The sequence below is a fragment of the Streptomyces gilvus genome, from assembly GCF_022513565.1.
In the GTDB taxonomy this organism is placed as follows: Bacteria; Actinomycetota; Actinomycetes; order Streptomycetales; family Streptomycetaceae; genus Streptomyces; species Streptomyces gilvus.
Genome location: NZ_JAKWBE010000011.1, coordinates 68,632 through 94,036, shown reverse-complemented (window position 1 = coordinate 94,036; position 25,405 = coordinate 68,632). Strand labels below are relative to the sequence as shown.

General features: G+C 71.7%; 25 protein-coding genes, 1 tRNA gene and 2 pseudogenes. 12 read left to right on the top strand and 16 right to left on the bottom strand.

The window, feature by feature from the left end:
• Nucleotides 1-47: 47 nt before the first annotated feature.
• Together MKW14_RS18815 and MKW14_RS18810 are read right to left on the bottom strand one after the other, a co-directional pair.
• Nucleotides 48-2,576 (bottom strand): ABC transporter permease, encoded by a 2,529-nt coding sequence (locus MKW14_RS18815; protein WP_240863683.1) that lies wholly within the window; start codon nucleotides 2,574-2,576, stop codon nucleotides 48-50.
• Nucleotides 2,576-3,349 (bottom strand): ABC transporter ATP-binding protein, encoded by a 774-nt coding sequence (locus MKW14_RS18810; RefSeq protein ID WP_240863682.1) that lies wholly within the window; start codon nucleotides 3,347-3,349, stop codon nucleotides 2,576-2,578. The genes MKW14_RS18815 and MKW14_RS18810 overlap by 1 nt, the downstream gene beginning before the upstream one ends.
• Before the next feature lie 428 nt (nucleotides 3,350-3,777).
• Here MKW14_RS18810 and MKW14_RS18805 point away from each other — a divergent pair.
• Nucleotides 3,778-3,861 (top strand) — tRNA-Leu (locus MKW14_RS18805).
• Between the two features lie 39 nt (nucleotides 3,862-3,900).
• On the opposite strand, the gene MKW14_RS18800 is transcribed toward MKW14_RS18805, so the two are convergent.
• Together MKW14_RS18800 and MKW14_RS18795 are read right to left on the bottom strand one after the other, a co-directional pair.
• Nucleotides 3,901-4,152 carry a hypothetical protein gene (locus tag MKW14_RS18800; RefSeq protein WP_240863681.1) on the bottom strand — a complete coding sequence of 84 codons (252 nt, stop codon included), beginning with the start codon at nucleotides 4,150-4,152 and terminating at the stop codon, nucleotides 3,901-3,903.
• Nucleotides 4,153-4,307: 155 nt separating this feature from the next.
• Nucleotides 4,308-4,706, bottom strand: a complete 399-nt coding sequence (locus tag MKW14_RS18795) for a helix-turn-helix domain-containing protein (protein WP_240863680.1) — start codon at nucleotides 4,704-4,706, stop codon at nucleotides 4,308-4,310.
• Nucleotides 4,707-4,940: 234 nt separating this feature from the next.
• Between MKW14_RS18795 and MKW14_RS18790 the strand changes: the two genes are divergently transcribed.
• The 6 genes from MKW14_RS18790 (at nucleotide 4,941) to MKW14_RS18765 (ending at nucleotide 11,076) form a co-directional block, all read left to right on the top strand.
• Complete coding sequence (locus MKW14_RS18790) at nucleotides 4,941-5,156, top strand: hypothetical protein (RefSeq protein WP_240863679.1); 216 nt, start codon at nucleotides 4,941-4,943, stop codon at nucleotides 5,154-5,156.
• A gap of 54 nt (nucleotides 5,157-5,210) precedes the next feature.
• On the top strand, nucleotides 5,211-5,429 hold the full coding sequence (locus tag MKW14_RS18785) for a hypothetical protein (RefSeq protein WP_133045939.1): 219 nt from the start codon (nucleotides 5,211-5,213) through the stop codon (nucleotides 5,427-5,429).
• 183 nt (nucleotides 5,430-5,612) lie between these two features.
• On the top strand, nucleotides 5,613-7,535 hold the full coding sequence (locus tag MKW14_RS18780) for a zinc metalloprotease (RefSeq protein ID WP_240863678.1): 1,923 nt from the start codon (nucleotides 5,613-5,615) through the stop codon (nucleotides 7,533-7,535).
• Nucleotides 7,536-8,014: 479 nt separating this feature from the next.
• Nucleotides 8,015-8,692, top strand: a complete 678-nt coding sequence (locus tag MKW14_RS18775) for a hypothetical protein (RefSeq protein WP_240863677.1) — start codon at nucleotides 8,015-8,017, stop codon at nucleotides 8,690-8,692.
• Nucleotides 8,693-8,855: 163 nt separating this feature from the next.
• Nucleotides 8,856-10,031: a 4-hydroxybenzoate 3-monooxygenase gene (locus MKW14_RS18770; RefSeq protein ID WP_240863676.1), complete on the top strand. Its 1,176-nt coding sequence runs from the start codon at nucleotides 8,856-8,858 to the stop codon at nucleotides 10,029-10,031.
• A gap of 157 nt (nucleotides 10,032-10,188) precedes the next feature.
• A complete protein-coding gene (locus MKW14_RS18765; protein WP_240863675.1) occupies nucleotides 10,189-11,076 on the top strand; it encodes a Bax inhibitor-1/YccA family protein in 888 nt (295 codons plus the stop codon).
• Between the two features lie 82 nt (nucleotides 11,077-11,158).
• Here MKW14_RS18765 and MKW14_RS18760 read toward each other — a convergent pair whose 3' ends face one another.
• The gene (locus MKW14_RS18760; RefSeq protein WP_133045944.1) at nucleotides 11,159-11,389 is read right to left on the bottom strand and encodes a DUF4287 domain-containing protein; all 231 of its coding nucleotides are present in this window, start codon (nucleotides 11,387-11,389) and stop codon (nucleotides 11,159-11,161) included.
• Between the two features lie 104 nt (nucleotides 11,390-11,493).
• On the opposite strand from MKW14_RS18760, the gene MKW14_RS18755 reads away from it, so the two are divergent.
• Nucleotides 11,494-11,805: a hypothetical protein gene (locus tag MKW14_RS18755; RefSeq protein WP_240863674.1), complete on the top strand. Its 312-nt coding sequence runs from the start codon at nucleotides 11,494-11,496 to the stop codon at nucleotides 11,803-11,805.
• Between the two features lie 57 nt (nucleotides 11,806-11,862).
• Here MKW14_RS18755 and MKW14_RS18750 read toward each other — a convergent pair whose 3' ends face one another.
• From MKW14_RS18750 to MKW14_RS18740, 3 genes are all read right to left on the bottom strand, one after another.
• Nucleotides 11,863-12,639, bottom strand: a complete 777-nt coding sequence (locus tag MKW14_RS18750; protein ID WP_240863966.1) for a hypothetical protein — start codon at nucleotides 12,637-12,639, stop codon at nucleotides 11,863-11,865.
• 281 nt (nucleotides 12,640-12,920) lie between these two features.
• Entirely contained in the window at nucleotides 12,921-14,138 is a 1,218-nt protein-coding gene (locus tag MKW14_RS18745; protein WP_240863673.1) for an acetyl-CoA C-acetyltransferase, read from the bottom strand.
• A gap of 177 nt (nucleotides 14,139-14,315) precedes the next feature.
• The gene (locus tag MKW14_RS18740) at nucleotides 14,316-15,356 is read right to left on the bottom strand and encodes an SGNH/GDSL hydrolase family protein (protein WP_240863672.1); all 1,041 of its coding nucleotides are present in this window, start codon (nucleotides 15,354-15,356) and stop codon (nucleotides 14,316-14,318) included.
• A gap of 162 nt (nucleotides 15,357-15,518) precedes the next feature.
• On the opposite strand from MKW14_RS18740, the gene MKW14_RS18735 reads away from it, so the two are divergent.
• The gene (locus MKW14_RS18735; RefSeq protein WP_240863671.1) at nucleotides 15,519-16,907 is read left to right on the top strand and encodes a cystathionine beta-synthase; all 1,389 of its coding nucleotides are present in this window, start codon (nucleotides 15,519-15,521) and stop codon (nucleotides 16,905-16,907) included.
• A 452-nt stretch (nucleotides 16,908-17,359) separates the two neighbouring features.
• Here MKW14_RS18735 and MKW14_RS18730 read toward each other — a convergent pair whose 3' ends face one another.
• The 3 genes and pseudogenes from MKW14_RS18730 to MKW14_RS18720 all read right to left on the bottom strand — a co-directional run.
• Nucleotides 17,360-17,788 carry a hypothetical protein gene (locus tag MKW14_RS18730; RefSeq protein ID WP_240863965.1) on the bottom strand — a complete coding sequence of 143 codons (429 nt, stop codon included), beginning with the start codon at nucleotides 17,786-17,788 and terminating at the stop codon, nucleotides 17,360-17,362.
• Between the two features lie 88 nt (nucleotides 17,789-17,876).
• Nucleotides 17,877-18,077, bottom strand: a pseudogene (locus MKW14_RS18725) (glycine betaine ABC transporter substrate-binding protein); the annotation flags it as partial.
• An 8-nt stretch (nucleotides 18,078-18,085) separates the two neighbouring features.
• Nucleotides 18,086-18,235: pseudogene (locus tag MKW14_RS18720) on the bottom strand (ATP-binding cassette domain-containing protein); the annotation flags it as partial.
• Nucleotides 18,236-18,383: 148 nt separating this feature from the next.
• On the opposite strand from MKW14_RS18720, the gene MKW14_RS18715 reads away from it, so the two are divergent.
• From MKW14_RS18715 to MKW14_RS18705, 3 genes are all read left to right on the top strand, one after another.
• Nucleotides 18,384-19,910 (top strand): aromatic amino acid ammonia-lyase, encoded by a 1,527-nt coding sequence (locus tag MKW14_RS18715; protein ID WP_240863670.1) that lies wholly within the window; start codon nucleotides 18,384-18,386, stop codon nucleotides 19,908-19,910.
• Nucleotides 19,910-20,770 carry a MurR/RpiR family transcriptional regulator gene (locus MKW14_RS18710; RefSeq protein WP_240863669.1) on the top strand — a complete coding sequence of 287 codons (861 nt, stop codon included), beginning with the start codon at nucleotides 19,910-19,912 and terminating at the stop codon, nucleotides 20,768-20,770. The genes MKW14_RS18715 and MKW14_RS18710 overlap by 1 nt, the downstream gene beginning before the upstream one ends.
• Before the next feature lie 82 nt (nucleotides 20,771-20,852).
• Nucleotides 20,853-21,437: a hypothetical protein gene (locus MKW14_RS18705; protein WP_240863668.1), complete on the top strand. Its 585-nt coding sequence runs from the start codon at nucleotides 20,853-20,855 to the stop codon at nucleotides 21,435-21,437.
• 15 nt (nucleotides 21,438-21,452) lie between these two features.
• On the opposite strand, the gene MKW14_RS18700 is transcribed toward MKW14_RS18705, so the two are convergent.
• The 5 genes from MKW14_RS18700 to MKW14_RS18680 form a co-directional block, all read right to left on the bottom strand.
• Nucleotides 21,453-21,827 (bottom strand): roadblock/LC7 domain-containing protein, encoded by a 375-nt coding sequence (locus MKW14_RS18700; RefSeq protein ID WP_240863667.1) that lies wholly within the window; start codon nucleotides 21,825-21,827, stop codon nucleotides 21,453-21,455.
• Between the two features lie 54 nt (nucleotides 21,828-21,881).
• The gene (locus tag MKW14_RS18695) at nucleotides 21,882-22,382 is read right to left on the bottom strand and encodes a roadblock/LC7 domain-containing protein (RefSeq protein ID WP_240863666.1); all 501 of its coding nucleotides are present in this window, start codon (nucleotides 22,380-22,382) and stop codon (nucleotides 21,882-21,884) included.
• A 13-nt stretch (nucleotides 22,383-22,395) separates the two neighbouring features.
• Entirely contained in the window at nucleotides 22,396-23,376 is a 981-nt protein-coding gene (locus tag MKW14_RS18690) for a hypothetical protein (protein ID WP_240863665.1), read from the bottom strand.
• Complete coding sequence (locus tag MKW14_RS18685) at nucleotides 23,373-23,780, bottom strand: hypothetical protein (protein ID WP_240863664.1); 408 nt, start codon at nucleotides 23,778-23,780, stop codon at nucleotides 23,373-23,375. The genes MKW14_RS18690 and MKW14_RS18685 overlap by 4 nt, the downstream gene beginning before the upstream one ends.
• 169 nt (nucleotides 23,781-23,949) lie before the next feature.
• Nucleotides 23,950-25,317: a type III PLP-dependent enzyme domain-containing protein gene (locus MKW14_RS18680; RefSeq protein ID WP_240863663.1), complete on the bottom strand. Its 1,368-nt coding sequence runs from the start codon at nucleotides 25,315-25,317 to the stop codon at nucleotides 23,950-23,952.
• Between the last annotated feature and the right edge of the window lie 88 nt (nucleotides 25,318-25,405).

Sequence of the window (25,405 nt, the reverse complement as noted above, 5' to 3'; positions counted from 1 at the left end):
GAGGGGGCCCCGTCCGGCGAACCGGACGGGCCCCGACTGCCGCCGTGCTACTCGGACTTGATGGCCGACAGCATGTTCAGGCGGGCGGCGCGGCGGGCCGGCCAGAGGGCGGCGAGGACGCCGACCGTGGTGGCCAGCAGGAGGAAGACGGCCATCCGGGTCCAGGGCAGGACCAGTTCGTACGTCGGCATCTTCGTGCCGAGCAGCTCGCCGGCCGCCCAGCCGAAGAAGACGCCCAGGCCGATGCCGAGCACCCCGCCGAACAGGGAGATCACCAGGGACTCCAGACGGACCATCCGCTTGACGGACTTGCGGTCCAGGCCGATCGCGCGCAGCATCCCGATCTCCTGGGAGCGCTCGAAGACCGACATGGCCAGGGTGTTGATGACCCCGAGGACGGCGACGACCACGGCCATGGCGAGCAGGCCGTAGACCATGTTCAGGATCAGCGTGAAGGTCTGCGCGATGCTGTTGGAGAGGTCCTTCTTGTCCTGGACCTTGATGGCCGGGTTGGAGCCGAGCGCCTTCTCCAGCCGGTCCTTGGTCGCGCCGGACGCGCCGTCGGCGGTCTTCACCAGGACCTGCATGTCGCCGGGGTCGGGCACGTGCGGGGTGACGACGGAGCTGTCGAGCAGGATGCCCCGGATCAGCTCGTTGCCCTCGTAGACGCCGGAGACCGTCAGACGCGAGGACCTGCCGTCCTCGTAGTGCGCGGTGAAGGACGAACCCGCCTGCCAGCCATGGGACTTGGCGGTCTCCTTGTCGACGACGGCCTGAGCGCCGCCGACCTTGAAGGTGCCGCTGTCGAGCTTGAGGTCGGTGAGATCGCCGATCGCCGGTCCGTTCACGCCGGTCAGGGACTCGCCCGTGCCGTCGATGCGCGAGTAGACGTTGCGCAGCGGGCTGGTGGCGGTGACGCCCTCGGTGGCGGACACCTTCTTGTCGACGTCGGGCGAGAGCTCGTTGCCGTTCGCCATGGAGACCACGTAGTCCGCGCGGATCGCCGAACTCGCCATCTTGTCGATGGACTTCTGCAGACTGCCCGCCATCACCGTCATGCCGGTGATCAGGGTGAGACCGATCATCAGCGCGGAGGCGGTGGCGGCCGTACGGCGGGGGTTGCGCACCGAGTTCTGCCGGGCCAGCTTGCCGGAGACGCCGAAGACGCGCAGCACCGGTGCGGCGGCCGCGATCAGCGGGCGGGACAGCAGCGGCGTGAGGATGAAGACCCCGATGATCAGCAGGACCGCGCCGAGCCCCATCGGGGCCTGGCCGTCGGAGCCGTTCATCGACGTGGCGGCCAGCACGGTCGCCACGCCCGCCGCGCTGAACAGCGCGCCCAGCGTGTTGCGCAGCACCAGCGACTTGGTCGTCGCCCTCGCGTGCAGGCTGCTCATCGCGGCCACCGGCGGGATCTTCGCGGCCCGCCGTCCGGGCAGCCACGCGGCCAGCATGGTGATGACGACGCCCACCGCGAGGGCGCTCGCGACCGTGCCCGGCGTGATGACCAGCGGTCCGTCGGGGACCGTCGCGCCGAGGGTGGTCATGAGGGAGCGCAGCGCGGCGCCGATGCCGATGCCCGCGACGAGACCGGTGACGCCCGCGACCGCGCCCACCACGAACGCCTCGATCAGCACCGAGCGGGTCACCTGGCGGCGGGAGGCGCCGACCGCGCGCAGCAGCGCCAGCTCCTTGGTGCGCTGGGCGACCAGCATGGTGAAGGTGTTGGCGATGATGAACGTGCCGACGAACAGGGCGATTCCGGCGAAGACCAGCAGGCCCTGCTTGAGCCCGCTCATCGACGAGGAGATCTGCCGCGCCTGGTCGTCGGCGAGCTGCCGGCCGGTGGTGGTCTCGACGAGTCCGGTGCCCAGCGCGCCGTCGAGGGAGGTCTTCAGCGCGGTCTGGGAGGTCCCGGGGGCGGCCTTCACGTCGATCTCGTCGTACGTGCCCGCCTTGCCGAACAGTTTCTGCGCGGTGGCGGTGTCGAAGAGGGCGAGGCTGCCGCCGGCGGCGACATTGCCGTCGTCGGTGGTGAAGACGCCGCTGACGGTCGGGGTGAGGACCGGGCCGTCGACGGAGATCCGCACGGTGTCGCCGACCTTGTAGCCGGCCCGCCTGGCGGTGTCCGCGTCGATGGCGACCTGGTGCGCGCCGTGCGGCGCGCTGCCGTCTTTCAGGGGGTAGCGCGGGTCCTTGTCGCCCCAGTAGTTGCCGCCCTCGGAGCGGAAGCCGCCGCCGATGAGCTTGCCGTCCTTGTCGGCGATGGCGGTGAAGCCGTTCACGACCCCGATGGCGTCGGCGGCCCCCGGCACCCGGGCGCTCCGGTCGAGCATCGCCTGGGTCAGCTCGGGCGTCCTGCCGACCGTGTTGCCCTTGTCCTCCTGGTACTTGGCCCGTACGGCCACGTCGACCTGGTCGAAGCCCTTGGCCGAACTCTTCTGGAACGCGTCCGAGATGGTGTTGGTGAAGACCAGCGTGCCCGACACGAACGCGACGCCGAGCATCACGGCGAGCACGGTCATCAGCAGCCTGGCCTTGTGCGCGAGTACGTTGCGCAGGGCGGTGCGGAACATCAGCTGGTGCGGCCCTTCGCGTCGAACTGCTTCATGAAGTCCAGGACGTTGTCGGCGGTCGGGCGGATCATCTCGTCGACGATCCGGCCGTCGGCGAGGAAGACGACGCGGTCCGCGTAGGCGGCGGCGACCGGGTCATGGGTGACCATGACGACGGTCTGCCCCAACTCCCGTACGGAGTTGCGCAGGAAGCCCAGTACCTCGGCGCCGGAGCGGGAGTCGAGGTTTCCGGTGGGCTCGTCGCCGAAGATGATGTCGGGCCGGGAGGCGAGGGCGCGGGCCACGGCGACGCGCTGCTGCTGGCCGCCGGAGAGCTGGGAGGGGCGGTGCCCGAGACGGTCCCTCAGGCCGACCATGTCGATGACGCGGTCGAGCCACTGCCTGTCCGGTTTCCGCCCGGCGATGTCCATCGGGAGGGTGATGTTCTCCAGGGCCGTCAGGGTCGGCAGCAGGTTGAACGCCTGGAAGATGAAGCCGATCTTGTCCCGGCGCAGCCTGGTGAGCTGCTTGTCCTTCAGCGAGCCGAGTTCGGTGTCGCCGATGCGCACCGAGCCGGCGGAGAAGGTGTCGAGGCCGGCCACGCAGTGCATCAGCGTGGACTTGCCCGAGCCGGAGGGGCCCATGATCGCGGTGAACTCGGCCTGCCGGAAGTCGACGGAGACCCGGTCCAGGGCGACCACCTGGGTCTCGCCCTGTCCGTAGATCTTCGACAGGTCCGTGGCGCGTGCGGCCACGGTTTCGGTGGTCCGGCCGGCGACGGGTGTGGTGGTCACGGGAAGGCTCTCCTCGCGGGACGACGTCTTGGGAAGGGGACGTGTCCCATCGTGGGGGCCGGGGATGCCGGTGTAGTCAGTCGCAGTTCCGGTTCCGGGGGGCGACTCGGGGCGGACCCGGCGACGCTGCGTCATACCTGGGGATGACGGCGGTCCCTGAGAAACGCTCTTTGCCAAGTACATGGCAAGCGCTTGCGCCCGGGGCGTCGAGAACCGGTGGAGCACCCTCGTTCGGGCGGTGAAATTCCGTCATTCCGCATGCGCGCGCGGGCGTCGGGCGTAAGGCTACTGGCAAGTGCGGATGGCGCGTTCCATGTGCTGATGCACCCTCAGACATCAATAAAATAAGACAACATCGGGCTGCGGTACGGGCTGTTCGGGGGAAGCATCCCGATAGGCTCGTGACCTCGACGCGGAGCCCATGGCCTGCCCGGATGGTGGAATGCAGACACGGCGAGCTTAAACCTCGCTGCCCCTTCGCGGGCGTGCCGGTTCAAGTCCGGCTCCGGGCACTTCCGCGCCTACGGAACGGAGCGTTCCGTAGGCGGGCTTCACCCTTCGTACACGGTGAGGACGGCGCCCTCGATCTCGATTCGGCGGCCGGCGCGCATTCCGTCGGTGCGGAGTGTGTCCAGGCAGCTGTGGAACAGCTCCAGTTCGTCCGTGTCCAGTACCGCGGCGGCGAGATCGAGCAGTTCGGCGACCGCCTCCTCGGTGAGGATCTCGGGCAGTTCACCGGACAGCAGGACGACGGACTGGCCCGCGGGCCCCCGGACCACGGCCGTAGCGGGTCCGCCATGCACGAACAACACATTCCCCCCAAGGAGCCCGGGGTGGACGTGCGGGTCTCGCTCCTCGGGCAGGACGAGAGAGTAGCGGGGGATCTTGGAGTGTTCGGGGGCAGTTGACGTTCTTTTTCCGACTTGACGGAATGCGACGCATCCGTGTTCGAGTGACGTCACTCCTTGGGGGTGCGCGGCGACGAGCGGTCCAGCAGGGACTCCACCAGGGCCGCGACATGGCGGCGGTCGTCCGCCGAGAGCTTCTGGACGCTCGCGATGAGGAGGTCGACCTCGGGGTCGGCGGGGTTCGCGGGAGCGTCGCCGGCCTCGGGGCTGCCGTACACGTGGATGCCGCAGGCCTCCGCGGCGGCGCGGCGGACGGTGTCCAACGGGAGTTCCAGGCCCTTGGACAGCCCCTCCAGGGTGGCCGACTGGGGCATGCGGACGACGCGGTCGGCGGTGGCCAGGTGGTGGACCGTGGAGCGCGGGATGCCGCCGCGGCGCGCCACGTCGCCGTAGGACCAGCCCTTGCGGTCGAGGCGCTCACGGATCAACTGCTGCAGTGCGTTGGCCACGGGTGGGTCACTTCCTGCTGGCTGTGTCGGCAAGACCGTCCATGTCGGGGCCGATTCTACGGTCGCGTCCCCGGGGGGCCGAAAGGGTGATTTCCCGAACGGCTTGCGCGTCGGCCCTCCGAGGCCCTAGTGTCCAATCTCGTTGGACAGCTCGTCCGACCAGATTGGACAGAGTCCGGGGGGAACCTGACGCTGTTCGATCGGGAAACGCCCATCCCTGAGGGGGAACTGATCATGATGGACGCCCACGAGCTTGAGGCCGAGTCCGCGGAGCTGCTGCCGGGCCGCGAGGCCCTCGGTCGCCTGAAGTTCAGCTTCGGCAAGACGGTCAACGTCACCAAGCACGTCGCCAACATCTCGGCGCACAACCAGTCCGCGGCCCTGAACGACCACTCCTCGTGGTCGGTGGCCGACTCCGGCGCCGCGCAGGCCATCAACGTCGCGCAGTAACGCTCGCGCTCCACCTCCGAACGAAGCCAAGCAATCACCGAAAGGACATCCGTCATGAGCATGGACATGAACGAACTGGAGACCGAGTCCGCCGAGCTGCTGCCCGGTCGCGAGGCCCTGGGCCGGCTGAAGTTCAGCTTCGGCAAGACGGTCAACGTCACCAAGCACGTCGCCAACATCTCGGCGCACAACGAGTCGGCCGCCCTGAACGACCACTCCTCGTGGTCCGCCGCGGAGTCCTCGGCCGCGCAGACGATCAACGTCACCCAGTAGCGACACCGCGGTAGCGGTACTCACCCGCTACGACGGCCACGGGGGCGGACCGCGCTCATGTGCGGCGCGGCCCGCCCCCGCGGCGCCTGTTCCGGGGGAACCCGCCGCGCTTTCCGGGGGGAAAGCGGCGGGCCTTCCGGGGGAAACGGCGGGGACGGGGGGAAACGTGGGGGGAGACCACATATGACAGTGCTCGGAGACGGGACCGCGGCGCTGTACGACACCGGGCCCGTGCCCGGACCCGGCGGCTGGCCGGTGACCTACGAGCAGGTGGCGACGGGCAGCCTGCCGGTCGTTGAACAGCCGCCGGCCGCCCCGCGGTTGAGCGCGGGGCTGAAGCTGCACGGCGAGTACCAGGGGTCGGGCTTCACCGACCCCAAGTACATCGCCCGTCGGGGGGACGGGCAGGTCGTGCAGCTGTCCCGGCTGCTGTACCTCGTGGCGTCGAGCATCGACGGCGTCCGTGACGTCGAGACCATCGCGTACCGCGTCAGCGCGCGCTTCGGCCGCGAGGTCAGCGGCGAGAACGTCCGCTACCTGGTGGAGAACAAGCTCGAGCCGCTCGGTGTGACGGTCCCCGAGGGCCAGGAGGACGACGAGGTCGACGCCCCGCGCTCCGACCTGCTGCTCGCCCTCAAGGGCCACCGGGTGATCTTCAACGAGCGGCGCACGGCCCGGATCGCACGGGCGCTGTCCTGGCTGCACCGGCCGGCCGTGGTCGTTGCGGTGCTGCTGGCGGCCGTGGCCATGGACGTGTGGCTGTTCGGGTTCTTCGGGGCGATCGACCCGGTCCTGGAGGTCCTGGACCAGCCGGTCCTCATCCTGATCGTGTTCGTGCTGACCGTGGCCTCGCTCGTCTTCCACGAGTTCGGCCACGCCTCCGCGTGCAAGTACGGTGGCGCGCGGCCCGGCTGCATCGGCTGCGGACTCTTCCTGATCTGGCCGTCCATGTACACGGACGTCACCGACGTCTACCGGATCGGCCGGGCCGGGCGGATCCGCACCGACCTGGGCGGGGTCTACTTCAACGTCGTCTTCATGCTCGGCATGGCCGGGGCGTACTTCGCGACCGGGGCACAGTTCTTCCTGGCCGCGGTCTACCTCGGGCACTTCGAGATCCTGGAGCAGCTGATGCCGGCCGTCCGGCTGGACGGCTACTACATCCTGGGCGACCTCGCGGGCGTGCCGGACCTCTACGGCAAGATCAAGCCGATCCTGCTGGGTCTGGTGCCGGGGGCCAAGGGGAAGGCGGCCCGCAAGGAGGTCGCGGGGCTGAAGAAGTCGGCGCGGACCATCGTCGCCACCTGGGTGCTGACCATGGTGCCGCTGCTGGTGGGCGAGCTGGGCTACGCCCTGTGGAACCTGCCGCGGATCCTCACCACGATGACCCGGTCGCTGACCGAGCAACTCGTCGGCACGGGTTCGGCGTTGGCGGACGGCAAGATCGTCGACGGGCTGGTGGGGGTGATCGGGTGTGTGATGCTGCTGTGCCCGATGGCCGGTGTCGTCTATCTGTCGGTGAAGATGAGCGGCCGTATCTTCCGCGCCGCGAAACGCTCCACGGCGGGCCGCCCGCGTCTGAGGATCGCGCTGTGCGCCCTGGCCCTGGCCGGTCTGACGGGCCTCAGCTACGCCTGGGTCTCCGGCATCACCCCGAAGCCGCTGCCCAAGCAGCCGCCGATCGCCCCGATCCTGCAGCCCGGGGTCTCCACCGAGGCCCCGAGCCCCCGGGACGCCTCGACCTCCGGCGGTGGCGCCTCGCGCGGTCCGGCGGGCCCCGGCGCCGCGTCCCTGTCCCCGTCGGCGTCACCCGGCGCCTCCGCGGCGGCGCACGGTGCCTCGCCCGACCCGTCGGCGAGTACGACCGCCTCGGCCTCCGCGTCCGCGTCCGCCCCGGCGTCGGCCCGCCCGACCAAGGGCGCGACGGGTCAGCCGGCGACGACCTCGGGCGGGGGCTCGCCGACCGGCTCGGGCCCCTCCGCCTCCGCTCCCGGCGGCGGTCCGTCCGAGCCGCCGGTCTCCCCGACCCCGTCGGAGAGCGCCACGGCCTCCCCGACCGAGCCGCCGACGACCCCGCCGCCCAGCGCGTCACCGGCGACGACCTGAGACCCGGCCGGTCCCGGGGTGGACGTCCCCGGGACCGGCCGGAGGGGGGCGGCGACCGCCCGGGGAGCCGCACGGCATGGGGCCCAGGGCACGGGGAGTCGACGGCGCGCGTGCTCACGGCACGGCGGGGCGTCCGGGACAGGCCCACGGCGAGGGTGCCCCGGCACGGGGAGCCGCATGGCGCGGGGAGCCCTCGGCGCGGGCCGCCCGGGTCATGGGGTGACCTCCGCGGGCGCGGGTGCTCGACCGACGGCCGGTGACGGCCGAGCACCCGTCCCGGGCCCCGCATGCTCCGCACCACCGCCGTACCCGCTCCACCGCTACAGGCATCACCGCCACCGGCACACCCCGCACCACCCGCCACCCGCTGGGCCGCACACCACCCGCACCACCGCCACCGACACAACCGCCACCCCCCGACCCGCCACCCCGCAACACCGCCACCCCCCACCACCGAACGCATCCACCAAGGAGAACCCTTGTCCAGCCATCGAAAAGCTCGACCCACCCGCAACCCCCTCACCCGTCGGGCCCTCGGCATAGGGCTGTTCGCGGCCGGTGTCGCGGGGGCCGCGACCGCCGTGCCGGCGCAGGCCGCCACTGGGGTGTCGCACGCCGCGTTCGCTTCGGACCACGTGTTCACGCACGCCGACCGGGCCCACCACACCCAGGCCAGGGACTCGTTCACGGTGCGCCAGTTCGGCACGGTGAACGCCGCCTCCGCCCGTAACCAGGCCAACGCGGTCTCGGCGGGCTGCTCGGCGGACGACGCCTGCCGTTCCGTCGCGCTGTCGTTCCAGATCGTCACGATGGCCGGCGAGCACACGCACCTCAACGCCGTGAACCTCAGCGACGCGGCCAACAAGAAGTGCACCGGCTGCCAGACACTGGCCGGCGCCTACCAGTTCGTCGTCTCCACGCCGACCCCGTTCAGTCTGAACGCCGACACCCAGCGCAAGCTCGCCGACATCCACCGCCGGCTGGACGAGCTGACCCGTTCCTCGCTGCCCGCGGCCGACCTCAAGACCCAGGTCGACGGCCTGGCGAGCGAGGTCACCACCGTGCTGCACGACGCCGTGGCGAACGCCCCCAAGGGCGACGTGAAGCCCGATGTCACCCTCCACCGTCACCTCGACGGCTGGCCCCCGGCGCGCTGATCCCGGCGGCCCGTGCCGACCGCCGTGACCGTCTCCCACGGCGCGGCGGTCGGCCATTGACATCCCCAGGGGGCGGGCGCAGACTCACATCCCAGAAGTTGGTGAAGTAAATTTCACAGCACGAACCAAGACGAGAAACGCCCAGACGACCAAGGGATGCGGGATGCGTACCACCGTCGGCATCATCGGCGCCGGCCCGGCCGGCCTCCTCCTCGCCCGGCTGCTGCACAACGCCGGGATCGACTCCGTCGTGCTGGAGAGCCGCGACCGGGCCTACGTCGAGCACCGCCAGCGCGCCGGGATCCTGGAGCAGGGCACGGTGGACGTGCTGCGCGCGGCCGGCGCCGGCGAGCGCATGGACCGCGAGGGCCTCCCGCACGACGGCATCGAACTGCGCTGGCAAAGGCGCCGCCACCGCGTCGACTTCCCCGCCCTCACCGGCGGCCGGTCCGTGATGGTCTACGCCCAGACCGAGGTCTGCAAGGACCTCATCGCCCTCCAGCTCAAGGAGGGCGGCCCGCTGCTGTTCGAGGCGGAGGCCCTCGCCGTCGAGGGCGCGGACACCGACAGCCCGTCCGTGCGGTTCCGGCACGAGGGGCGGGAGGAGGTGCTGGAGTGCCGGTACGTCGTCGGGTGCGACGGGTTCTGGGGGGTGGCCCGGCAGGCGGTCCCCGCCGAGCTCAGCCGCGTGTTCGAGCGGACGTACCCCTTCGGCTGGCTCGGCATCCTCGCCGACGTCCCGCCCTCCCACGACGAGCTGGTCTACGCCCGCCACGACCGCGGCTTCGCCCTGCTGTCCATGCGCTCCCCCTCCGTCTCCCGTCTCTACCTCCAGGTGCCCGCCGGCACCGACGCCGACAGCTGGGGCGACGAGGAGATCTGGGACGAGCTGGAACGGCGCCTGGAGACCGCGGACGACTGGCGTCTGGAGCGCGGCCCGATCACCCAGAAGTCCGTCACCCCGATGCGTTCCTACGTCCACGAGCCGATGCGGTACGGCAGCCTCTTCCTGGCCGGCGACGCCGCCCACATCGTCCCGCCGACCGGCGCCAAGGGCCTCAACCTGGCCGTCGGTGACGTGGTGACCTTCGCGCGGGCGCTGTCGTACGAGAAGGAGACCGGCTCGGCCGAGCTGCTCGACGCCTACTCGGGGACCTGTCTGCGCCGCGTCTGGCAGGCCGAGCGGTTCTCGTACGACATGACGACGATGCTGCACCCTGCCCCCGACGCCACCCCCTTCGACCACCGCCTCCAGCTCACCCGTCTGGAGCGGGTCGCCGCCTCGCGTGCCGCCGAGGCCGACCTGGCCGAGGGCTACACGGGTTTTCCCCTGGACTGACGGCCGTGTGAACCCCCGCGGTGGCGGGAATCACGGACCCGCGTAGCGTGTTGCGCTGCACGACGAGGGAAAGATCCTCCCCAAGCACTAGGGTCATTCCTTTGCCTACCTATTACTCTTGAGCCAAGGCCGCGACGTGCGGCCATGGAGGAGTGAAATGAGGAGCAGAAACCCGGTCTTCTCGCGACGGGGGTTCAGCCGCGACAACGGCTACGCGGGCTTCAACACCGCGCCGCAGGCCGGGGGTCCCGCTGTCGGAACGCAGGCCAACCCCTACGCGGGCGGCAATCCCTACGCGCAGAACCCGTACGCCCAGCAGGACCTGCAGTACGGCGCCCCGCCCCAGGCCCCGGCCACCACCGGCCGGATGACCATGGACGACGTCGTCCTGCGCACCGCGTCCACCCTCGGCACCCTGATCGTCACGGCCGCGCTCGCCTGGGCGCTGCTGCCGGTCGACGACGCCAACATCAGCCGTTCCTACGGCATCGGTGTCGGCGCCGCGCTGATCGGCATGGTCCTGGCGCTCGTGCAGTCCTTCAAGCGCAAGGCCACGCCCGCGCTGATCCTGTCGTACGCCGCGTTCGAGGGTGTGTTCCTCGGCGTGGTCTCCAGCGTGGTCGACAACCGCATCGCGAGCGGCGCGGCCATGCAGGCGGTGATCGGCACGATGGCGGTGTTCGCCGGTGTGCTGGTGGCGTACAAGGCGGGCTGGATCCGCGTCAACCGCCGTTTCTACGGCTTCGTGATGGCGGCGGCGCTCGGCTTCGTGCTGCTGATGGTCGTGAACCTGCTGTTCGCGGTCTTCGGCGGCGGTGACGGCCTCGGCTTCCGCAGCGGCCCGCTCGGTGTGTTCTTCGGCATCGTCGGCGTGCTGCTCGGCGCCTGCTTCCTCGCCCTGGACTTCAAGCAGGTCGAGGACGGCATCGCCTACGGCGCGCCGAAGGAGGAGGCGTGGCTGGCGGCCTTCGGGCTGACGCTGACGCTGGTGTGGATCTACATGGAGTTCCTGCGGATCATCGCCATCCTCAACAGCAACGACTAGCCGTCCCGCGGCTGTCATTCAGCTGTCACGAAGGGCCTCCGGTGCTCTCACCGGGGGCCCTTCGTCATGTCGTGGTGCGCGCCTAGAGCAGTTTGCGCGCTGCCCTCCTCAGGTCGTATTCGTGGACGATCGCCTTCGCGTGGCCGTACGCGAGGTTGTGCTCGTGGCGGAGCCAGCTGACCTTTTCCTCGAAGCGGAAGAGGGCGGGGCCTTCTTCGACGGTGCGGATCCAGTCGGACACTTCACGACCGGTGCAGTGGGGGATGCGGGCGAGCATGTTGCGGTGGGTCTCCTCGGAGAGGACGTGGGACATCGGCGCCTCCGAACGCAAAGGGGATGTAAGCCGGTCCTTCAGGTCACGGTGCCTGAGCGTTCGCCTGTTGGCAACAGTCTGGCGGTGCCGCGTACGCTCGTTCCGTGGTTGATACGACGCCCTTGACGCGAGCCGTGGATCACTTCGCCGACCGGTTGAGGGCGGCTCCGCAGAGCCGGCTGCAGCGGGGAGCCGCCGCCGAGGCCCTGCAACTGGCCCGGGAGTTGGCCTGCCGGGCGCAGGTCCTGGAGGACCCGGAGACGGAGCCCCGGCTGATGCCGGACGCCGGGATGTTCGCCGCCGCCGACCAAATCACCGTCGCCGCACACGACTTGGCCCTCGTGCTCGAGGACGAGGGCCAGCTGGAACAGGCGGTGGAACTGGTGGCTCAGGCGCAACAGCGCGCCGGCGTCTGATCTCTCCAGGGACGCGGATCCCTGCGGAGACGCTGATCTCTACAGGGACGCTGATCTCTACAGGGACGCTATGACCCGGTCCGCCAGGATGTACACGTTCTCCTCGCCGCACTCGAACGTCAGCGTGTACGCGCCGGAGACGCCCGAACCGCCGAGCAGGACCGGTGTCCGGCCCGCGCGCAGGGCGGCCGCCAGACGCTCCGCCGTCTCGCGGTGGCCCGGGGTCATGCACAGGGTCGTGCCGTCGGCGAAGACGTAGACGTCCAGGGTGCCCAGCGGGCCGGGGCGGACGTCGGTCAGTTCGGTGCGGGTGGCGGCCAGTTCCTCGAGGGTGGCCACGGTGCGCTCATGGTCGTTCGCCACGGGTGACTGCACCGGGACGAAGTCCGGGTGGGAGGGGTGCCGGCGGCGGGCCGCGGCCAGTTCGGGGGAGTCCCCGGCGAACTCGTCGGCGTCGGCGGCCTGCTCGGTCACCGACTCCAGCGGCTCGAGGCCCACGAAGTCGCTCTGCCGGGGCAGGTACAGCTCGCTGTCCGGCAGACCGAGGAGCGAGGGCGCGTCGGAGCCGTCACGGGACTCCTGGGCGGCCCAGAAGGCGCGCGCCTCGGCCAGTTCGCGCTCGCGCTCCTCGGCGAGCGCCTCGGCGACGGCGGCGCGTATCTCGTCGGCCTCGGTGGACAGGCGGGCGGCGGGCACGAGACCGTGCGGGACGTGCTGCTCGGCGAGCTGGGTGTGCAGGGCGGCGACCTCACGGCGCAGCACCATGAGGGTGCGCAGGACGGCGACGCCCACGGCGCCCGTGGCGGCCGTGATGAGCAGCAAGGCGATCGGCATGGCGCTCACTGACGTACTCCCGGTTCAAAGTCGACCCCCGACTTCCTACATCAGCTTGAAGGGCGGACTGACCAGCTGTCAGTGCGTAACGTCACGAACCGGACAGGACTTTAGGTCCCAGAAGGGGTGTCGTACCCGCCCTGAGCTGCGTGAATCCCTCCACGAAGGGAGATAGGTCACATCCTGGGGGAGATTGGATCACAAAACGGCCCGGAGACCGGTGGTGTTCCGGACTCCGGGCCAGAGGCTCACCGTTGGTGCCTCAGCGGTTACGCAGCGGTTCAGCTCAGGCGCTCGATGACCATCGCCATGCCCTGGCCGCCGCCGACGCACATCGTCTCCAGGCCGAACTGCTTGTCGTGGAACTGCAGGGAGTTGATGAGGGTGCCGGTGATGCGGGCGCCGGTCATGCCGAAGGGGTGGCCGACGGCGATCGCGCCGCCGTTGACGTTCAGCTTCTCCAGCGGGATGTTCAGGTCGCGGTAGGAGGGGATCACCTGCGCGGCGAACGCCTCGTTGATCTCGACCAGGTCGATGTCGTCGATGGTGAGGCCGGCGCGGCGCAGCGCCTGCTGCGAGGCCTCCACCGGGCCGAGGCCCATGATCTCGGGGGACAGGCCCGAGACGCCGGTCGACACGATGCGGGCGAGCGGGGTCAGGCCCAGCTCGCGGGCCTTGGTGTCGCTCATGATGACCACGGCCGCGGCGCCGTCGTTCAGCGGGCAGCAGTTGCCGGCGGTGACCAGGCCGTCGGGGCGGAAGACCGGCTTGAGACCGGCCACGCCCTCCAGGGTCACACCGGGGCGCGGACCGTCGTCCTTGCTGACCACCGTGCCGTCGGGCAGCGTGACCGGGGTGATCTCGCGCTCCCAGAAGCCGTTCTTGATGGCCTCCTCGGCGAGGTTCTGCGAGCGGACGCCGAACTCGTCCATGTCCTGGCGGGTCACGCCCTTCCAGCGCGCCAGGTTCTCGGCGGTCTGGCCCATCGCGATGTACGGGTCGGGCAGCAGGCCGTCCTCGCGCGGGTCGTGCCAGGTGGAGCCCTCGGAGCCGGCCGTGGCGGCGGTGCGGGCCTCGGCGTCGGCGAAGAGCGGGTTGCGTCCGCTCGGCATGTCGGAACTGCCGTTGGCGTAGCGGGAGACCATCTCGACACCGGCCGAGATGAAGACGTCGCCCTCGCCGGCCTTGATGGCGTGCAGGGCCATCCGGCTCGTCTGCAGCGAGGAGGAACAGTAACGGGTGATGGTGCAGCCCGGCAGGTGGTCCATGCCCATCTGCACGGCGACGATCCGGCCGAGGTTGTGACCCTGCTCGCCGCCCGGCAGACCACAGCCGAGCATCAGGTCGTCGATGTCCTTCGGGTCCAGCTCGGGGACCTTCGCCAGGGCGGCCTGGATGATCGTGGCGGTGAGGCCGTCCGGGCGCAGGTCCTTCAGCGAGCCCTTCACGGCACGGCCGATCGGGGAGCGGGCGGTCGAGACGATCACGGCTTCGGGCATGACGGCTCCAGACTGGAAGGGGTGGCGCGTAGCGCCTCGTTGAGGGGTGGTGGTCGGGCGACGGGTGGGAGTACGAGACGGTCAGGGCTGCTTGGGAAGCTACCCGTCCGTAAGGTCAGGGTCACGTCTGTCGCTGTGTGACCCTGGCCGCAATTTTCTAAGCGCTTGCTTTGTGGCTCAGGGGGCCGGCTGCGTCGAGGAGACGGAACTGGGCTCCGGCGCCGGCTCGTGCACCCGCCGCCTGCGCCTGCGCTTGAGCAGCGCCCACGGTCCGCGCGGACCCGTCGGCATCGCCGCCGTGACCTCGGTGCCCGGCTCGGACGCCGCTTCCGCCGCCGCCCTCGCCACGGGCAGGAAGCCCTCCCGCCGCGACACGTCCGGGCGCTCCTCCTCGGCCGGCCACAGGCCTAGCGCCGCGCACACCGTCGGCAGGACGGCCATCGCCGCCGTCGCGTAGCCCTCGGCGGAGGGGTGGAAGTTGTCGGGCCCGAACAGTTCGCGCGGGTTGGCCTCGAACTCGGGGCCCAGCAGGTCGCCCAGGGACACGGTGCGGCCGCCCTGTTCGACGGCTCCGATCGTCTGGGCGGCCGCCAGCTGGCGGGAGGCGCGGCGGGCCAGCCAGCGCAGCGGCTGCTGCACCCGCTCCACCGTGCCCAGGTCCGGACAGGTGCCGACCACCACCTCCGCGCCGGCCGTGCGCAGCCGCCGTACCGCCGCCGAGAGATGGCGGACGGAACGGGTCGGGGGCATGCGGTGCGTGACGTCGTTCGCGCCGATCATGATCACGCAGATGTCCGGCACCAGGGCGGGGTTGGCGAGGACCAGGGCCACCTGACGGTCCAGGTCGTCGGAGGTCGCCCCCGGAAGGGCCACGTTGTGCAGCTCCACCGGGCGTTCGGCCACCGCCGACAGCCCCGACGCCAGCAGCGCGCCCGGCGTCTGGCCCGCCCGGTGCACGCCCTGGCCCGCGGCCGTGGAGTCGCCGAGCATGGTCAGCCGCAGGGGAGGTTCGTCGGGCACGGTGTACGCGGTTCCGTACAGGCCGTCCGCCACCGGCACCCGGCCGCTGCTGCCGTTGCCCACATGGCGCCTGGCCAGCTGGACCTCCGCCAGCAGCAGTCCCATGGCGGCCGCGCCGGCCAGCCCGATCCCGCCGCCGCCGTACGCGGCACCGGCCGCGATCCGCCGGGCCACCCGTGCCCTCGACATGCTCGTCATACCTCGCCGCCACCTCCTTCGTCGCCCTACATCCACTCCTTGCCCCGTACCGACCGTTCGCCAATCTCAACGGGGAGTGAACGACCGCGCCTGGCGGACGGCAGGGCCTACGCTGGCGGAACCACTAGGACCACTTTCTTTTGCAAGCAACCGGAGACAACGGTGCAATTCCACGACTCGATGATCAGTCTCGTCGGCAACACCCCGCTGGTGAGGCTCAACAGCGTGACCACGGGCATCAAGGCGACCGTCCTGGCCAAGGTCGAGTACTTCAACCCGGGCGGCTCCGTGAAGGACCGCATCGCCCTGCGCATGATCGAGGCGGCCGAGGAGAGCGGGGCGCTCAAGCCCGGCGGGACCATCGTGGAGCCGACCAGCGGGAACACCGGGGTGGGGCTCGCCATCGTGGCGCAGCAGAAGGGGTACAAGTGCATCTTCGTGTGCCCCGACAAGGTGAGCACCGACAAGATCAACGTGCTGCGGGCGTACGGCGCCGAGGTCGTGGTCTGCCCCACGGCCGTCGACCCCGAGCACCCCGACTCGTACTACAACGTCTCCGACCGGCTGGTGCGCGAGACGCCCGGCGCGTGGAAGCCCGACCAGTACTCCAACCCCAACAACCCGCTCTCCCACTACCACTCGACCGGCCCCGAGCTGTGGGAGCAGACGGACGGGAGGATCACCCACTTCGTGGCGGGCGTGGGGACCGGAGGGACCATCTCCGGCACCGGCCGCTATCTGAAGGACGTCAGCGAAGGCAGGGTGAAGGTGATCGGCGCCGACCCCGAGGGGTCCGTGTACTCCGGCGGCTCCGGGCGGCCGTACCTGGTCGAGGGTGTCGGTGAGGACTTCTGGCCCACCGCCTACGACCGGACCGTCGCCGACGAGATCGTCCCGGTCTCCGACAAGGACTCCTTCCAGATGACCCGCCGGCTCGCGAAGGAGGAGGGGCTGCTGGTCGGCGGCTCCTGCGGGATGGCGGTCGTGGCGGCGCTGGAGGTCGCGCGGCGCCTGGAGGAGGACGACGTGGTGGTCGTCCTGCTGCCGGACAGCGGGCGCGGCTACCTGTCGAAGATCTTCAACGACGAGTGGATGGCGGACTACGGCTTCCTCGAGGACGAGGGCCCCAGCGCCCGCGTCGCGGACGTGCTCAGCGACAAGGAGCACGGCGCCATTCCCTCGCTCGTCCACATGCACCCGGACGAGACCGTCGGCCAGGCCATCGAGGTCCTGCGCGAGTACGGCGTCTCGCAGATGCCGATCGTGAAGCCGGGCGCCGGTCACCCGGACGTCATGGCCGCCGAGGTCGTCGGCTCGGTCGTGGAGCGGGAGCTGCTGGACGCGCTGTTCGCCAAGCGGGCCTCGCTGGAGGACCCGCTGGAGAAGCACATGTCGTCCCCGCTGCCCCAGGTGGGCTCCGGCGAGCCGGTCGCCGACCTGATGACCGTGCTCGGCGCGGCGGACGCGGCGATCGTCCTCATCGAGGGAAAGCCGACCGGGGTGATCAGCCGGCAGGACCTGCTGCACTTCCTGGCCAAGGGCGGAAAGTGACGGCGAACGTCCGGTGAACGGAGCCCCACCACGGGGAACTTGCGGTTGCCTACCGAAGTGGTGGACTTCGCGGAAGTGGTACGAGCGTGTCACGTGCACGCAGCACACGCTTAACACGGCTCCGGCACATTAGGGGTGTCGGCAGGGCGGTGGGGGTACCTCCCAGGCGTTAAGCACTGGGGGAGGCTCCCCGCCCCAGCCGGCGCCGAACGTCCAAGGACCTCCGGAGCGGCTCCCGGACCTCCATGGACGCCGGACGTCAGACCCGGCCCTGACCCGGTCGACGTCCCTCGCGGGGACCGCCGTCGTCCCGCCCCCCGGCAACGGGGGTGCGGCGGTCCCCGCGCACACGCTTTTCGCGCCTAAGCCGGCGCCGCTCTCGCGGACGTGGTCGCCCGCCGCCGTGGTTCCTCAATTGATGGTGGCGGCCGTCTTCACATCACACGCGCGGGTCAGTCTTCCCAGCGGTCCTCGTCCTTCTTGCGTCCGCGGCGGCCGCCGAACAGGCCCGGGTTGACGCGCGCCGCCGAGAAGGCGTTGACGCCGACGATGCCCGCCCAGGCGACCAGCAGGCCGGGCAGATGGGCGATGCCGCCGCCGATCGCGGACAGCGGGATCGCCAGGACCAGCGAGACGATGCCGAAGCCGAAGCGCTCGCCCCAGGAGTCGGTGGGCTTCGGCGCCCGCGATCCCCGGGCCACCACCATCTGCTGCTCGGCCATCTGCCGCCGCACGCGGCGCTCCACGGCCCCGTCGATGCGCTGGTCGACCTTCTCCAGGAACGAGTCGACCAGCGCGGACTCGTACTCCTCACCCAGTTCCCTGCGGGCCTGCAGAGTGGCGTTGAGCTCCTTCTTGAGCTCGGCGTCCCGCGCGTCCATGCTCGTCTCCATTCCCCTCATGACAACCCACGGTAAGGAGCCGCGCCGCCCGCCGCACTGGGGTTAGCCCCCCTGTCCGTGCTGGGGGTCAGACCAGCCCGTGCTGCTCGGCGTAGGCGGCGGCCAGGTCCTCGGGGTCCTTCTTGTCATTGTCGACCCGGCTGTTGAGCCGGGTGAGCTGCTCGGTGGTGAGGACGTTGCCGAGCTCGGCCAGGGCCTTGCGAACCGTGTCGTCGGCCTTGCGGTCGCCGATGAGCGGGACGATGTGCCGGCTGGGGATCAGGTGTCGGCGGCCAGGCCCACGGTCTCCGGCAACTCGGTGGCGTCCTGGCGGGTCACGTCCCTGCCGCCGACCCGGACGGTGCCGGAGGTCGGCTCTACCATTCGGTTGATCATCCGCAGGGTGGTCGTCTTGCCGCAGCCGGAAGATCCGACGAGGACGGTCACGCATCATGAGTTGTCCCTTGCCCGGCTGCATAACGTCATGCAGAGTTCTTGGTAGCTGAATAGCTTGTCGACGGTTTGGCGTTAATCCGAGGTAGCGGATGACCGCACAGCAAGATCAGGCGTCCGGATTGAGAAGGGTTTGGGCTTGATGTCGTCTCGGATCGTGGACACGCCGGAAGCCGTGCACACGGGGCTCGTGGTCCTCGACGGGATCGGGCTGGGCGTCGCGGACGTCGTGCGCCTCGCCGACGGCACGGCGCGGCCGGTGCCGGGGACCGACGCGATGAAGCGGGTGACCGAGTCCTGGGACGCGGCCCGGCAGATCGCCGCGACCGGTCGCGTCTACGGCCGCTCGACCGGCGTCGGCGCCAACCGGAACGAGAGCGTGCCCACCGAGGCGGCCGCCGAACACGGCCTCAGACTGCTGCGCAGCCACGCAGGCGCGATCGGCGACGAACTCCCCTCCCGGCAGGTGCGCGCCATGCTCGCGGTACGCGCCAACCAGCTGCTCGCCGGCGGGGCCGGCCTGCGACCGACGGTGGTGACGGCCCTGTGCGAGGCCCTGGAGAACGGCGTCCACCCGATCGTCAACGAGTTCGGCTCCGTCGGCACCGGCGACATAGCGGCCCTGGCCCAGGTGGGGCTGGCGCTGGCGGGGGAGCATCCGTGGCGGGCGCTGGGCGTTTCGGGGTCCACAGGCGGTGCTCCCGAAGCTCAACCCCTCGACAACAACGACGCGTTGGCCTTCATCAGCAGTAACGCCCTCACCCTCGGGCAGTCGGCGCTCGCCCTCCATGAGCTGCGGGGGCTGGTCGAGGCCACGCAGGTCGTCGCCGCGCTGTCGCTGCTCGCCGTCGACGGTTCGCACGAGGCGTACGCCGCACCCGTGCACGCCGCCCGCCCGCACCGGGGCAGCGCCCGGGTCGCCGCTCGGATGCGGGAGCTGATCGGCGCCGCCGACCGGCCCACCCCGCCGCTGGGCCGGATCCAGGACCCGTACGGCTTCCGCTGCCTGCCGCAGATCCACGGCCCGGCGCACGACGCCGCCGATGCCCTGGAGGAGGTGCTGGTGATGGAGATCAACGCGGCCGCCGAGAACCCCCTCATCTCACCCGAGGACATGGCCGCCTACCACCACGGCGGCTTCTACCAGGCCCAACTCGCCCTCGCCCTGGACCACTTCCGGCTGTCCCTGACCCAGGTGGCCCGGCTGTCGACCTCCCGTCTGTCCACCCTCAACGAGCCCGCCTACACCCGGCTGCGCCCCTTCCTCGCCGACCACGAACCGGCCTCCTCCGGCGTGATGATCCTCGAGTACGCCGCCGGGGCCGCCCTCGGCGATCTGCGCGCGTTCTCCGCTCCCGCCTCGCTCGGGCACGCTGTACTCTCCCGGGGCGTCGAGGAACAGGCCAGCTTCGCCTCGCTCGCCGCACGTCAGACCGGCCGCGCCTGCCGCGCGTACCGGCTCGTCGTCGGCTGCGAACTCGTCGCCGCGGTACGGGCGCTGCGCCAGCGCGACCTCAGGCCCGAGCCGGACCTTCCGGTGGGCCGGGCGTTCCGGCTCGCCGAGTCCGTACTGCGGGAGGACCAGGCCGACCGGCCGCTCACGGACGACGTGACGGCGGCGGCCGCACTGCTGGACCGGTTCACGGAGATCTGGAGGGGGAGCGAGTGATGGGCGCGGAGAGGGAGACGGGCGTGAGCGACAGTCCCGCGGGGCGGCTGCAGGCGCTCTTCGAGGGGCACCGGCTGACGCCGACCCAGCGGCGCATCGCGCACAGCATGGTGCGGCGGGCGGCCGATGTTCCGTTCCTGTCCAGCGTGGAACTGGCCGAGTTGGCCGGGGTCAGCCAGCCCTCCGTGACGCGCTTCGCCGTCGCCCTCGGCTTCGACGGCTACCCGGCCCTGCGCAAGCACCTGCGCGAGGTCGCGCCCGCCGAGCCGGCGGACCGGCCCGGCTCCTACAACGAGTACCAGCAGGCCGTCGAGGCCGAGATCGAGAACCTCAGGCACCTCGCCGACCTGCTCGCCGACCCGCGTCCGGTGCAGCGGGCCGGGCGGCTGCTGGCCGCCTCCCGTCCCCTCCCCGTCCTGGGCCTGCGCGCCGCCGCCTCCCAGGCGTACGGCTTCGCCTACTTCGCCGCCAAGGTCCATCCGGACGTCCGGCTGCTCAACGAGGGCGGCACGATGATCCAGGACCGCATCGAGGCCGCCGTGCTGGCCGGCGCCAGCACCCTGCTCTGCTTCGCGCTGCCCCGGCATCCGCGCGAGGTCGTCGACAGCCTCGCCTTCGCCAAGGAGGCCGGGCTGACGGTGGTGACGGTGGCCGACTCCGCCTTCGCACCGGTCGCCAAGGTCTCCGACCTTCTGCTGCCCGCCGCCGTCGGCACCGGGCTCGCCTTCGACACCGCCTGCGCGCCCATGCTGCTCGGCCGGGTGCTGCTGGAGGCCATGTGCGACGACCTGCCCGACGCCCAGTCCCGCCTGGAGGAGTTCGACGCCCGGGCGGCGGCGCGGGGGCTGTTCGTGGAGTAGGGGCGCGTTTTCAGAGTCGTCTCACATTCGCTCGTTAGCCTGCGGCCCACAGGACTGTGCCAGGACGACGAGGAGGCGGAACGTGGCACGCGGAGGTCTGGGACTGGCTCGGGTGGCGGTCGTCGTACGGGCCGGGGCCGCGCCCCTGTGGTGGGCCGGGGTGTTCGCGGCCGGTGTCGGGGTGCTGGTGCCGGGCGTCACGGGACGGCGGATCGGGGTGATGGCCGGGGCGGCACTGTTCCTTCTCGCGGCGGCCGTGGTGTCGTACACCCGCCGCCGGCGCTACGCCGCCCTCGCCCGTTCGGCGGTCCGGGCCGGCAAGCACGACGTGCTCCAGGACCGGGCGGTCAGTGTGCGCACCTGGCGGCGCGGGCACCGCTGGTGGCTGCTGTCGGCGTTCGTGGTGGCGCTGGCCGCCTCGTTCGTCGTGCCGGCCGCGGGCGGCATGCTGCTCGCCGGTGCCGGCACCGGGCTGCGGCTGAAGGCGGCCTGGCTGGGGCGGCGCGAGCGGGACGAGGACGCGCTCCTGTGGGTCCGTGTCGACTGGCTCGCCGGCAACGGCGGCCGCCCGGCCGGCAAGGCGGTCAAGGCCTACCGCAGCACGGGCATCGCGGCCGGCGACGCGGCCCCGGGCGGGGCGCGTCGCCGTACCGCGTCGCTCGTCTAGCCGGGCGGGGGAGGGTCAGACCTCCAGGTCCTCCTCGATCTTCCGCAGTTGGTGGCGGGCCATCGCCAGGTTGGCCCGCTTGCCGTCGAGGACCAGGTAGATGAACAGGCCGTTGCCGCCCCGGCCGCTGATCAGGCGGATCAGGTGGTACTGGTCGGACAGCGTGATCAGGATGTCCTCGATCTGGCCCTTCAGGCCCAGGTGCTCCATCGTGCGCATCTTGGCGCGCACGACGTCGGTGTTGCCGGCGGCGGCCACGTTCAGGTCGAAGGTCTTGCCGCCGCCCAGCGTGCCGAGCGCCATGCCGCTGGTGTAGTCGACGAGCGCGACGCCGGTCGCGCCCTCGATGGAGGCGAGGCACTCTTTCAGCGTGGTCTCGGTGTTGGCCATGGTTGTGATTCCTCGTTCCCTTGTCTTCTCGACTGTGCCGACCATGCGTGTCGACTATTCGGTGGTGCGCGCGTTGGTCGTCGTGCGTGCCGCGCGCGGGGTTCTGGTTCGTGCGGCCGCCGTCCTGGCGGCCGGTTTGGCCGGCTGCTTGGCCGGTGCGCTCCGGTTCGCCGCCGCCGTACGGCTGTCGAGGAGCTCGGCGACCCGGGCCGCCGCCCGCCGCCCCTCCAGCAGCAGCCGGCCCACGTTCACCCGGTCCTGGGCGAGCAGGGTCAGTACGGCCGTGGGGGCGCCGCCCGCCGCGAAGGTCGCCGCGTAGCCGTACACGCCGCGCACCAGCAGCTCGCGGAACTCCCCCTGGCCCGTGGCGTCCGCGAGCTGGGCGGCGGCCGTGTGCGCCTGGACGGTGAGCGCGGCCGTGGCCCGGGGGTCGACGCCCGGGGTGTCCTGGGCGAGGACGGCTCCGTCGGGGCCGGTCGCGAGGGCGCCGGTGAGCTGCGGGACCCGGGCCCTCAGGCGGCGCAGCTCGTCCAGGATGTGGGGGTCGGCGGCCATCCGGTGACTCCTCTCAAAGGGCCTCCAGCGCATCTCTGAGCCTCTTCAGCAAGGTGATGTGGGGATCGGGCGGCAGCGGTTCGGCGGGGACGGGCGGCGCGTAGCCGTCCGCCCCGTCCGTCTCCGGCCGGCGCGGCTGCCCACGGCCCTGCGGTGGCCGGCCCCGGCCGGGCGGTTGGCCGGGGTCCGCCGGGGGCTGGTCGGGGGGCGGCGGTGACTGGCCGCGGTCCGGCGTGGTGCGGGTGCCGCCCGGCGGTGACTGGCCGCGGGCCGGGGCGGCGGTGGTCACGACCCCGGCCGCCGTCAGCCGCCGTACGTCCACCAGGGTGTGGAAGGCCAGGTGGCCCAGCTCGCGCGCTATGTCGGTTGCCGTGCGGACGCCGTCGACCAGCTCCAGGACCGCGAGCTGACGGCGGGTGAGCGCGGGCGTGCCCGGCAGGTGCGTCCGGGCCAGCGGGATGCCGTCCATCCCGGGGTGGGGCCAGATGCGGTGCAGGACGTCACGGCGGCGCAGCGTCTCGCGCTCCAGCGCCTCCACCGGCACCGGGCGGACGGAACCGAGCCAGTGGACGGGCCCGTAACGGAAGCGGGGCGGTGTGCTGCTCGGGGCCAGGACGAAGTACGCCGCGTCGTACAGCGCCGCCAGATGGCACAACTCCAGGGCGCCGAGCGGGAGATGCCCGGCGTCGACCAGATGGCGGCCGACGCGGTGGTGGTCGGCGGCCTCGTTGACCGCCTGGTGCCAGGCCTCCGGGGCGAGCGTGCCGTGTGCGGTGAGCAGCGCGCCGAGCCCGGGCGCGTGCCGGCTCTCGGCCTGGACGACCAGGCCCTCGGCGAGGTGCAGCGTGCCGTGCTCGCGGACCAGGACGCCGGTGGCCCGCTCGGCGGCGAGCCGGGTCAGCATCGGCGAGACCCCGCCCCAGCCCCGGGCGCGGGCGGCCGCCTTGTCCCGCACGGGCAGCCGCGGGGGTTCGGTGGTCCGGACGACCGTCATGCCAGCACCAGCCGTTCCGCCATCTCGCCCAGCCGGATGCGGGCCAGCGCCAGATTGCCCTCCGCGCGCGCCAGCCACAGGTGCAGGAAGACGCTGCCGTCGAAGGACGAGCCCACGAACCTGAGCACGTGATAGCTGTCCCGGTTGCTGACGATGAGGTCCTCCACCGGCAGCTCCGTGTCGGCCGCCGCCGGCGCCTCCGGATCCTCGTCCGGCGCGAAGGCGTGCTGCTCGGCGGCCAGCCGGGCGATCTCGGCGGCCTCCGCCGCGGCCGTCTCCTGGTCACCGCCCGGGGACTCGCCCACGGTGCCCAGGGCCAGCCCGCTCGTCCAGTCGATCAGCGCGGCGCCCCGGGCACCGGGCAGTCGCATGGCTTCCAGCAGACACTCGTCGATTCCGGGCACCGCGGTTCCCCTCCCGCCTGGGGTTCGGCTGAGTGACGCCGAAACTACGCAACGTGTGCGCGAGGGGTGAGCGATCGGGCATTTTCCAGTGGAACATGCTGCGGGCGGCTAAGGTGGGTCGACTGACCCCGTTTTCACAGGGGTTGACCTGCATGTCCGTCGTGCCATGTCAACGGCGGCCCGGCGTGCGCAGGGTGGTGAGCGCCCGGGCGTGCGCCCCTCCCGACTCGGCGACGATCTCGGCCGGCGTCTGCGCCTCGCGCACGACCGCGAAGCCGACGCCCCCGGACCCGTCCCGCGCGAAGCCGTGAATGGCGGGCCGGGCGAGGGAGTTGTACGCGTAGTGGTGCGCGAAGTAGTACGCGCCCGTGTCCAGCACCGCCGCGTAGTCCCCCTGCTCCAGCAGCGGCAGCGCCCGCCCCTCGGCCAGCAGGTCGCCCGCGAAGCACGCCGGTCCGGCGATGTCCTGCACCACGTGCGGCCCCTCCTTCGGCCGCCCCTTCGCGTCGTACGCGGCGATCCGCAGCGGCCACGACCCCGGGACGTACACCGTCCGCGTCGCCACCTGCACGCCCGCGTGCGTCACCGCGACCGGCCGCCCGCCCGCGCTCTTGGCGTACTCGACCCGGGCCACCACCGTCCCGTGCCGGGCCAGCAGCGACCGCCCGAACTCGGTCACCAGCCCGTACCGCCCGTCGAACAGCCCCGGCACCGTCTCGGCCAGCAGTCGCGCGTACTGGGCGTATGTCGGCGCCGCCGCGTCCGAGCCGAAGTCGACCGGCAGTCCGCCGCCGATGTCGAGGGTGTCGATCTGCCGCCGCCCGAGCCGCCGGTTGGTCTCCTCCGCGAGCGCGTACACCTCGCCCACCCCCTGCGCCAGCAGCGACAGCGGGATGCCCTGGGACCCGGTGTGCGCGTGCAGCCGCGTCAGCCACGGCCGCTCGGCATAAGCACGCACCACCCACTCCCGCGCCCCCTCGTCACGCAGCGCCACCCCGAACTTCGAGGTGGCCGTCGCGGTCGAGGTCGCCGTGATCGACCCGCCGCCGACCTGCGGGTTCACCCGGATCCCGAGCGGGGAACGGCTGTCGGCCGGCCGCATCAGGGCGTCGATGCGCCCCAGCTCCTGCGGGTTGTCGGCGTTGACGGCGATCCCCAGCGCCAGCGCCTCGCGCAATTCGGCCGGCGTCTTCGCGGGCGAGTCCAGGACCGTACGGCTCGGCGGCACGCCCGCGGCCCGTGCCAGTGCCAGCTCGCCCGGGCTCGCCACCTCGGCGCCCAGGCCCTCCTCGTGCAGCAGCCGCAGCACCGGCACCAGCGGGGTCGCCTTCACCGCGAAGGCGTGCAGCACGGGCGTGCCGGGTGCCACGACCGCGTCGAACGCCGCCCGCAGCTCCGCGGCCGACTCCCGGATGCCCTCGACGTCCAGCAGGCCGACGATGGGGGTGTCCGGCCCGAGTAGCCCCTGCTCCACGGCGGCCCGCACCGCCTCGTCCCGCCGCGCCGCACGCGCGGCCCCGACTCCGTCCCCGTGCATGTCTTCTCCCATGCCGTCCCCCGTTCTCCGCCGTCCTCGTCCGTGCGGTTCCCTGCGATCCCAGCCAAACACCTCCGGTGGGCCGATG

Bases quoted from the DNA above. Each gene is read 5' to 3' on its own strand.
- MKW14_RS18730 (WP_240863965.1), bottom strand. From the start codon at position 17,788: ATGGACGCGCGGGACGCCGAGCTCAAGAAGGAGCTCAACGCCACTCTG.
- MKW14_RS18690 (WP_240863665.1), bottom strand. From the start codon at position 23,376: ATGACGGTCGTCCGGACCACCGAACCCCCGCGGCTGCCCGTGCGGGAC.
- MKW14_RS18785 (WP_133045939.1), top strand. From the start codon at position 5,211: ATGAGCATGGACATGAACGAACTGGAGACCGAGTCCGCCGAGCTGCTG.
- MKW14_RS18745 (WP_240863673.1), bottom strand. From the start codon at position 14,138: ATGCCCGAAGCCGTGATCGTCTCGACCGCCCGCTCCCCGATCGGCCGT.
- MKW14_RS18700 (WP_240863667.1), bottom strand. From the start codon at position 21,827: ATGGCCAACACCGAGACCACGCTGAAAGAGTGCCTCGCCTCCATCGAG.
- MKW14_RS18740 (WP_240863672.1), bottom strand. From the start codon at position 15,356: ATGACGAGCATGTCGAGGGCACGGGTGGCCCGGCGGATCGCGGCCGGT.
- MKW14_RS18770 (WP_240863676.1), top strand. From the start codon at position 8,856: ATGCGTACCACCGTCGGCATCATCGGCGCCGGCCCGGCCGGCCTCCTC.
- MKW14_RS18715 (WP_240863670.1), top strand. From the start codon at position 18,384: ATGTCGTCTCGGATCGTGGACACGCCGGAAGCCGTGCACACGGGGCTC.
- MKW14_RS18695 (WP_240863666.1), bottom strand. From the start codon at position 22,382: ATGGCCGCCGACCCCCACATCCTGGACGAGCTGCGCCGCCTGAGGGCC.
- MKW14_RS18760 (WP_133045944.1), bottom strand. From the start codon at position 11,389: ATGTCCCACGTCCTCTCCGAGGAGACCCACCGCAACATGCTCGCCCGC.
- MKW14_RS18750 (WP_240863966.1), bottom strand. From the start codon at position 12,639: ATGCCGATCGCCTTGCTGCTCATCACGGCCGCCACGGGCGCCGTGGGC.
- MKW14_RS18680 (WP_240863663.1), bottom strand. From the start codon at position 25,317: ATGCACGGGGACGGAGTCGGGGCCGCGCGTGCGGCGCGGCGGGACGAG.
- MKW14_RS18765 (WP_240863675.1), top strand. From the start codon at position 10,189: ATGAGGAGCAGAAACCCGGTCTTCTCGCGACGGGGGTTCAGCCGCGAC.
- MKW14_RS18710 (WP_240863669.1), top strand. From the start codon at position 19,910: ATGGGCGCGGAGAGGGAGACGGGCGTGAGCGACAGTCCCGCGGGGCGG.
- MKW14_RS18815 (WP_240863683.1), bottom strand. From the start codon at position 2,576: ATGTTCCGCACCGCCCTGCGCAACGTACTCGCGCACAAGGCCAGGCTG.
- MKW14_RS18790 (WP_240863679.1), top strand. From the start codon at position 4,941: ATGATGGACGCCCACGAGCTTGAGGCCGAGTCCGCGGAGCTGCTGCCG.
- MKW14_RS18780 (WP_240863678.1), top strand. From the start codon at position 5,613: ATGACAGTGCTCGGAGACGGGACCGCGGCGCTGTACGACACCGGGCCC.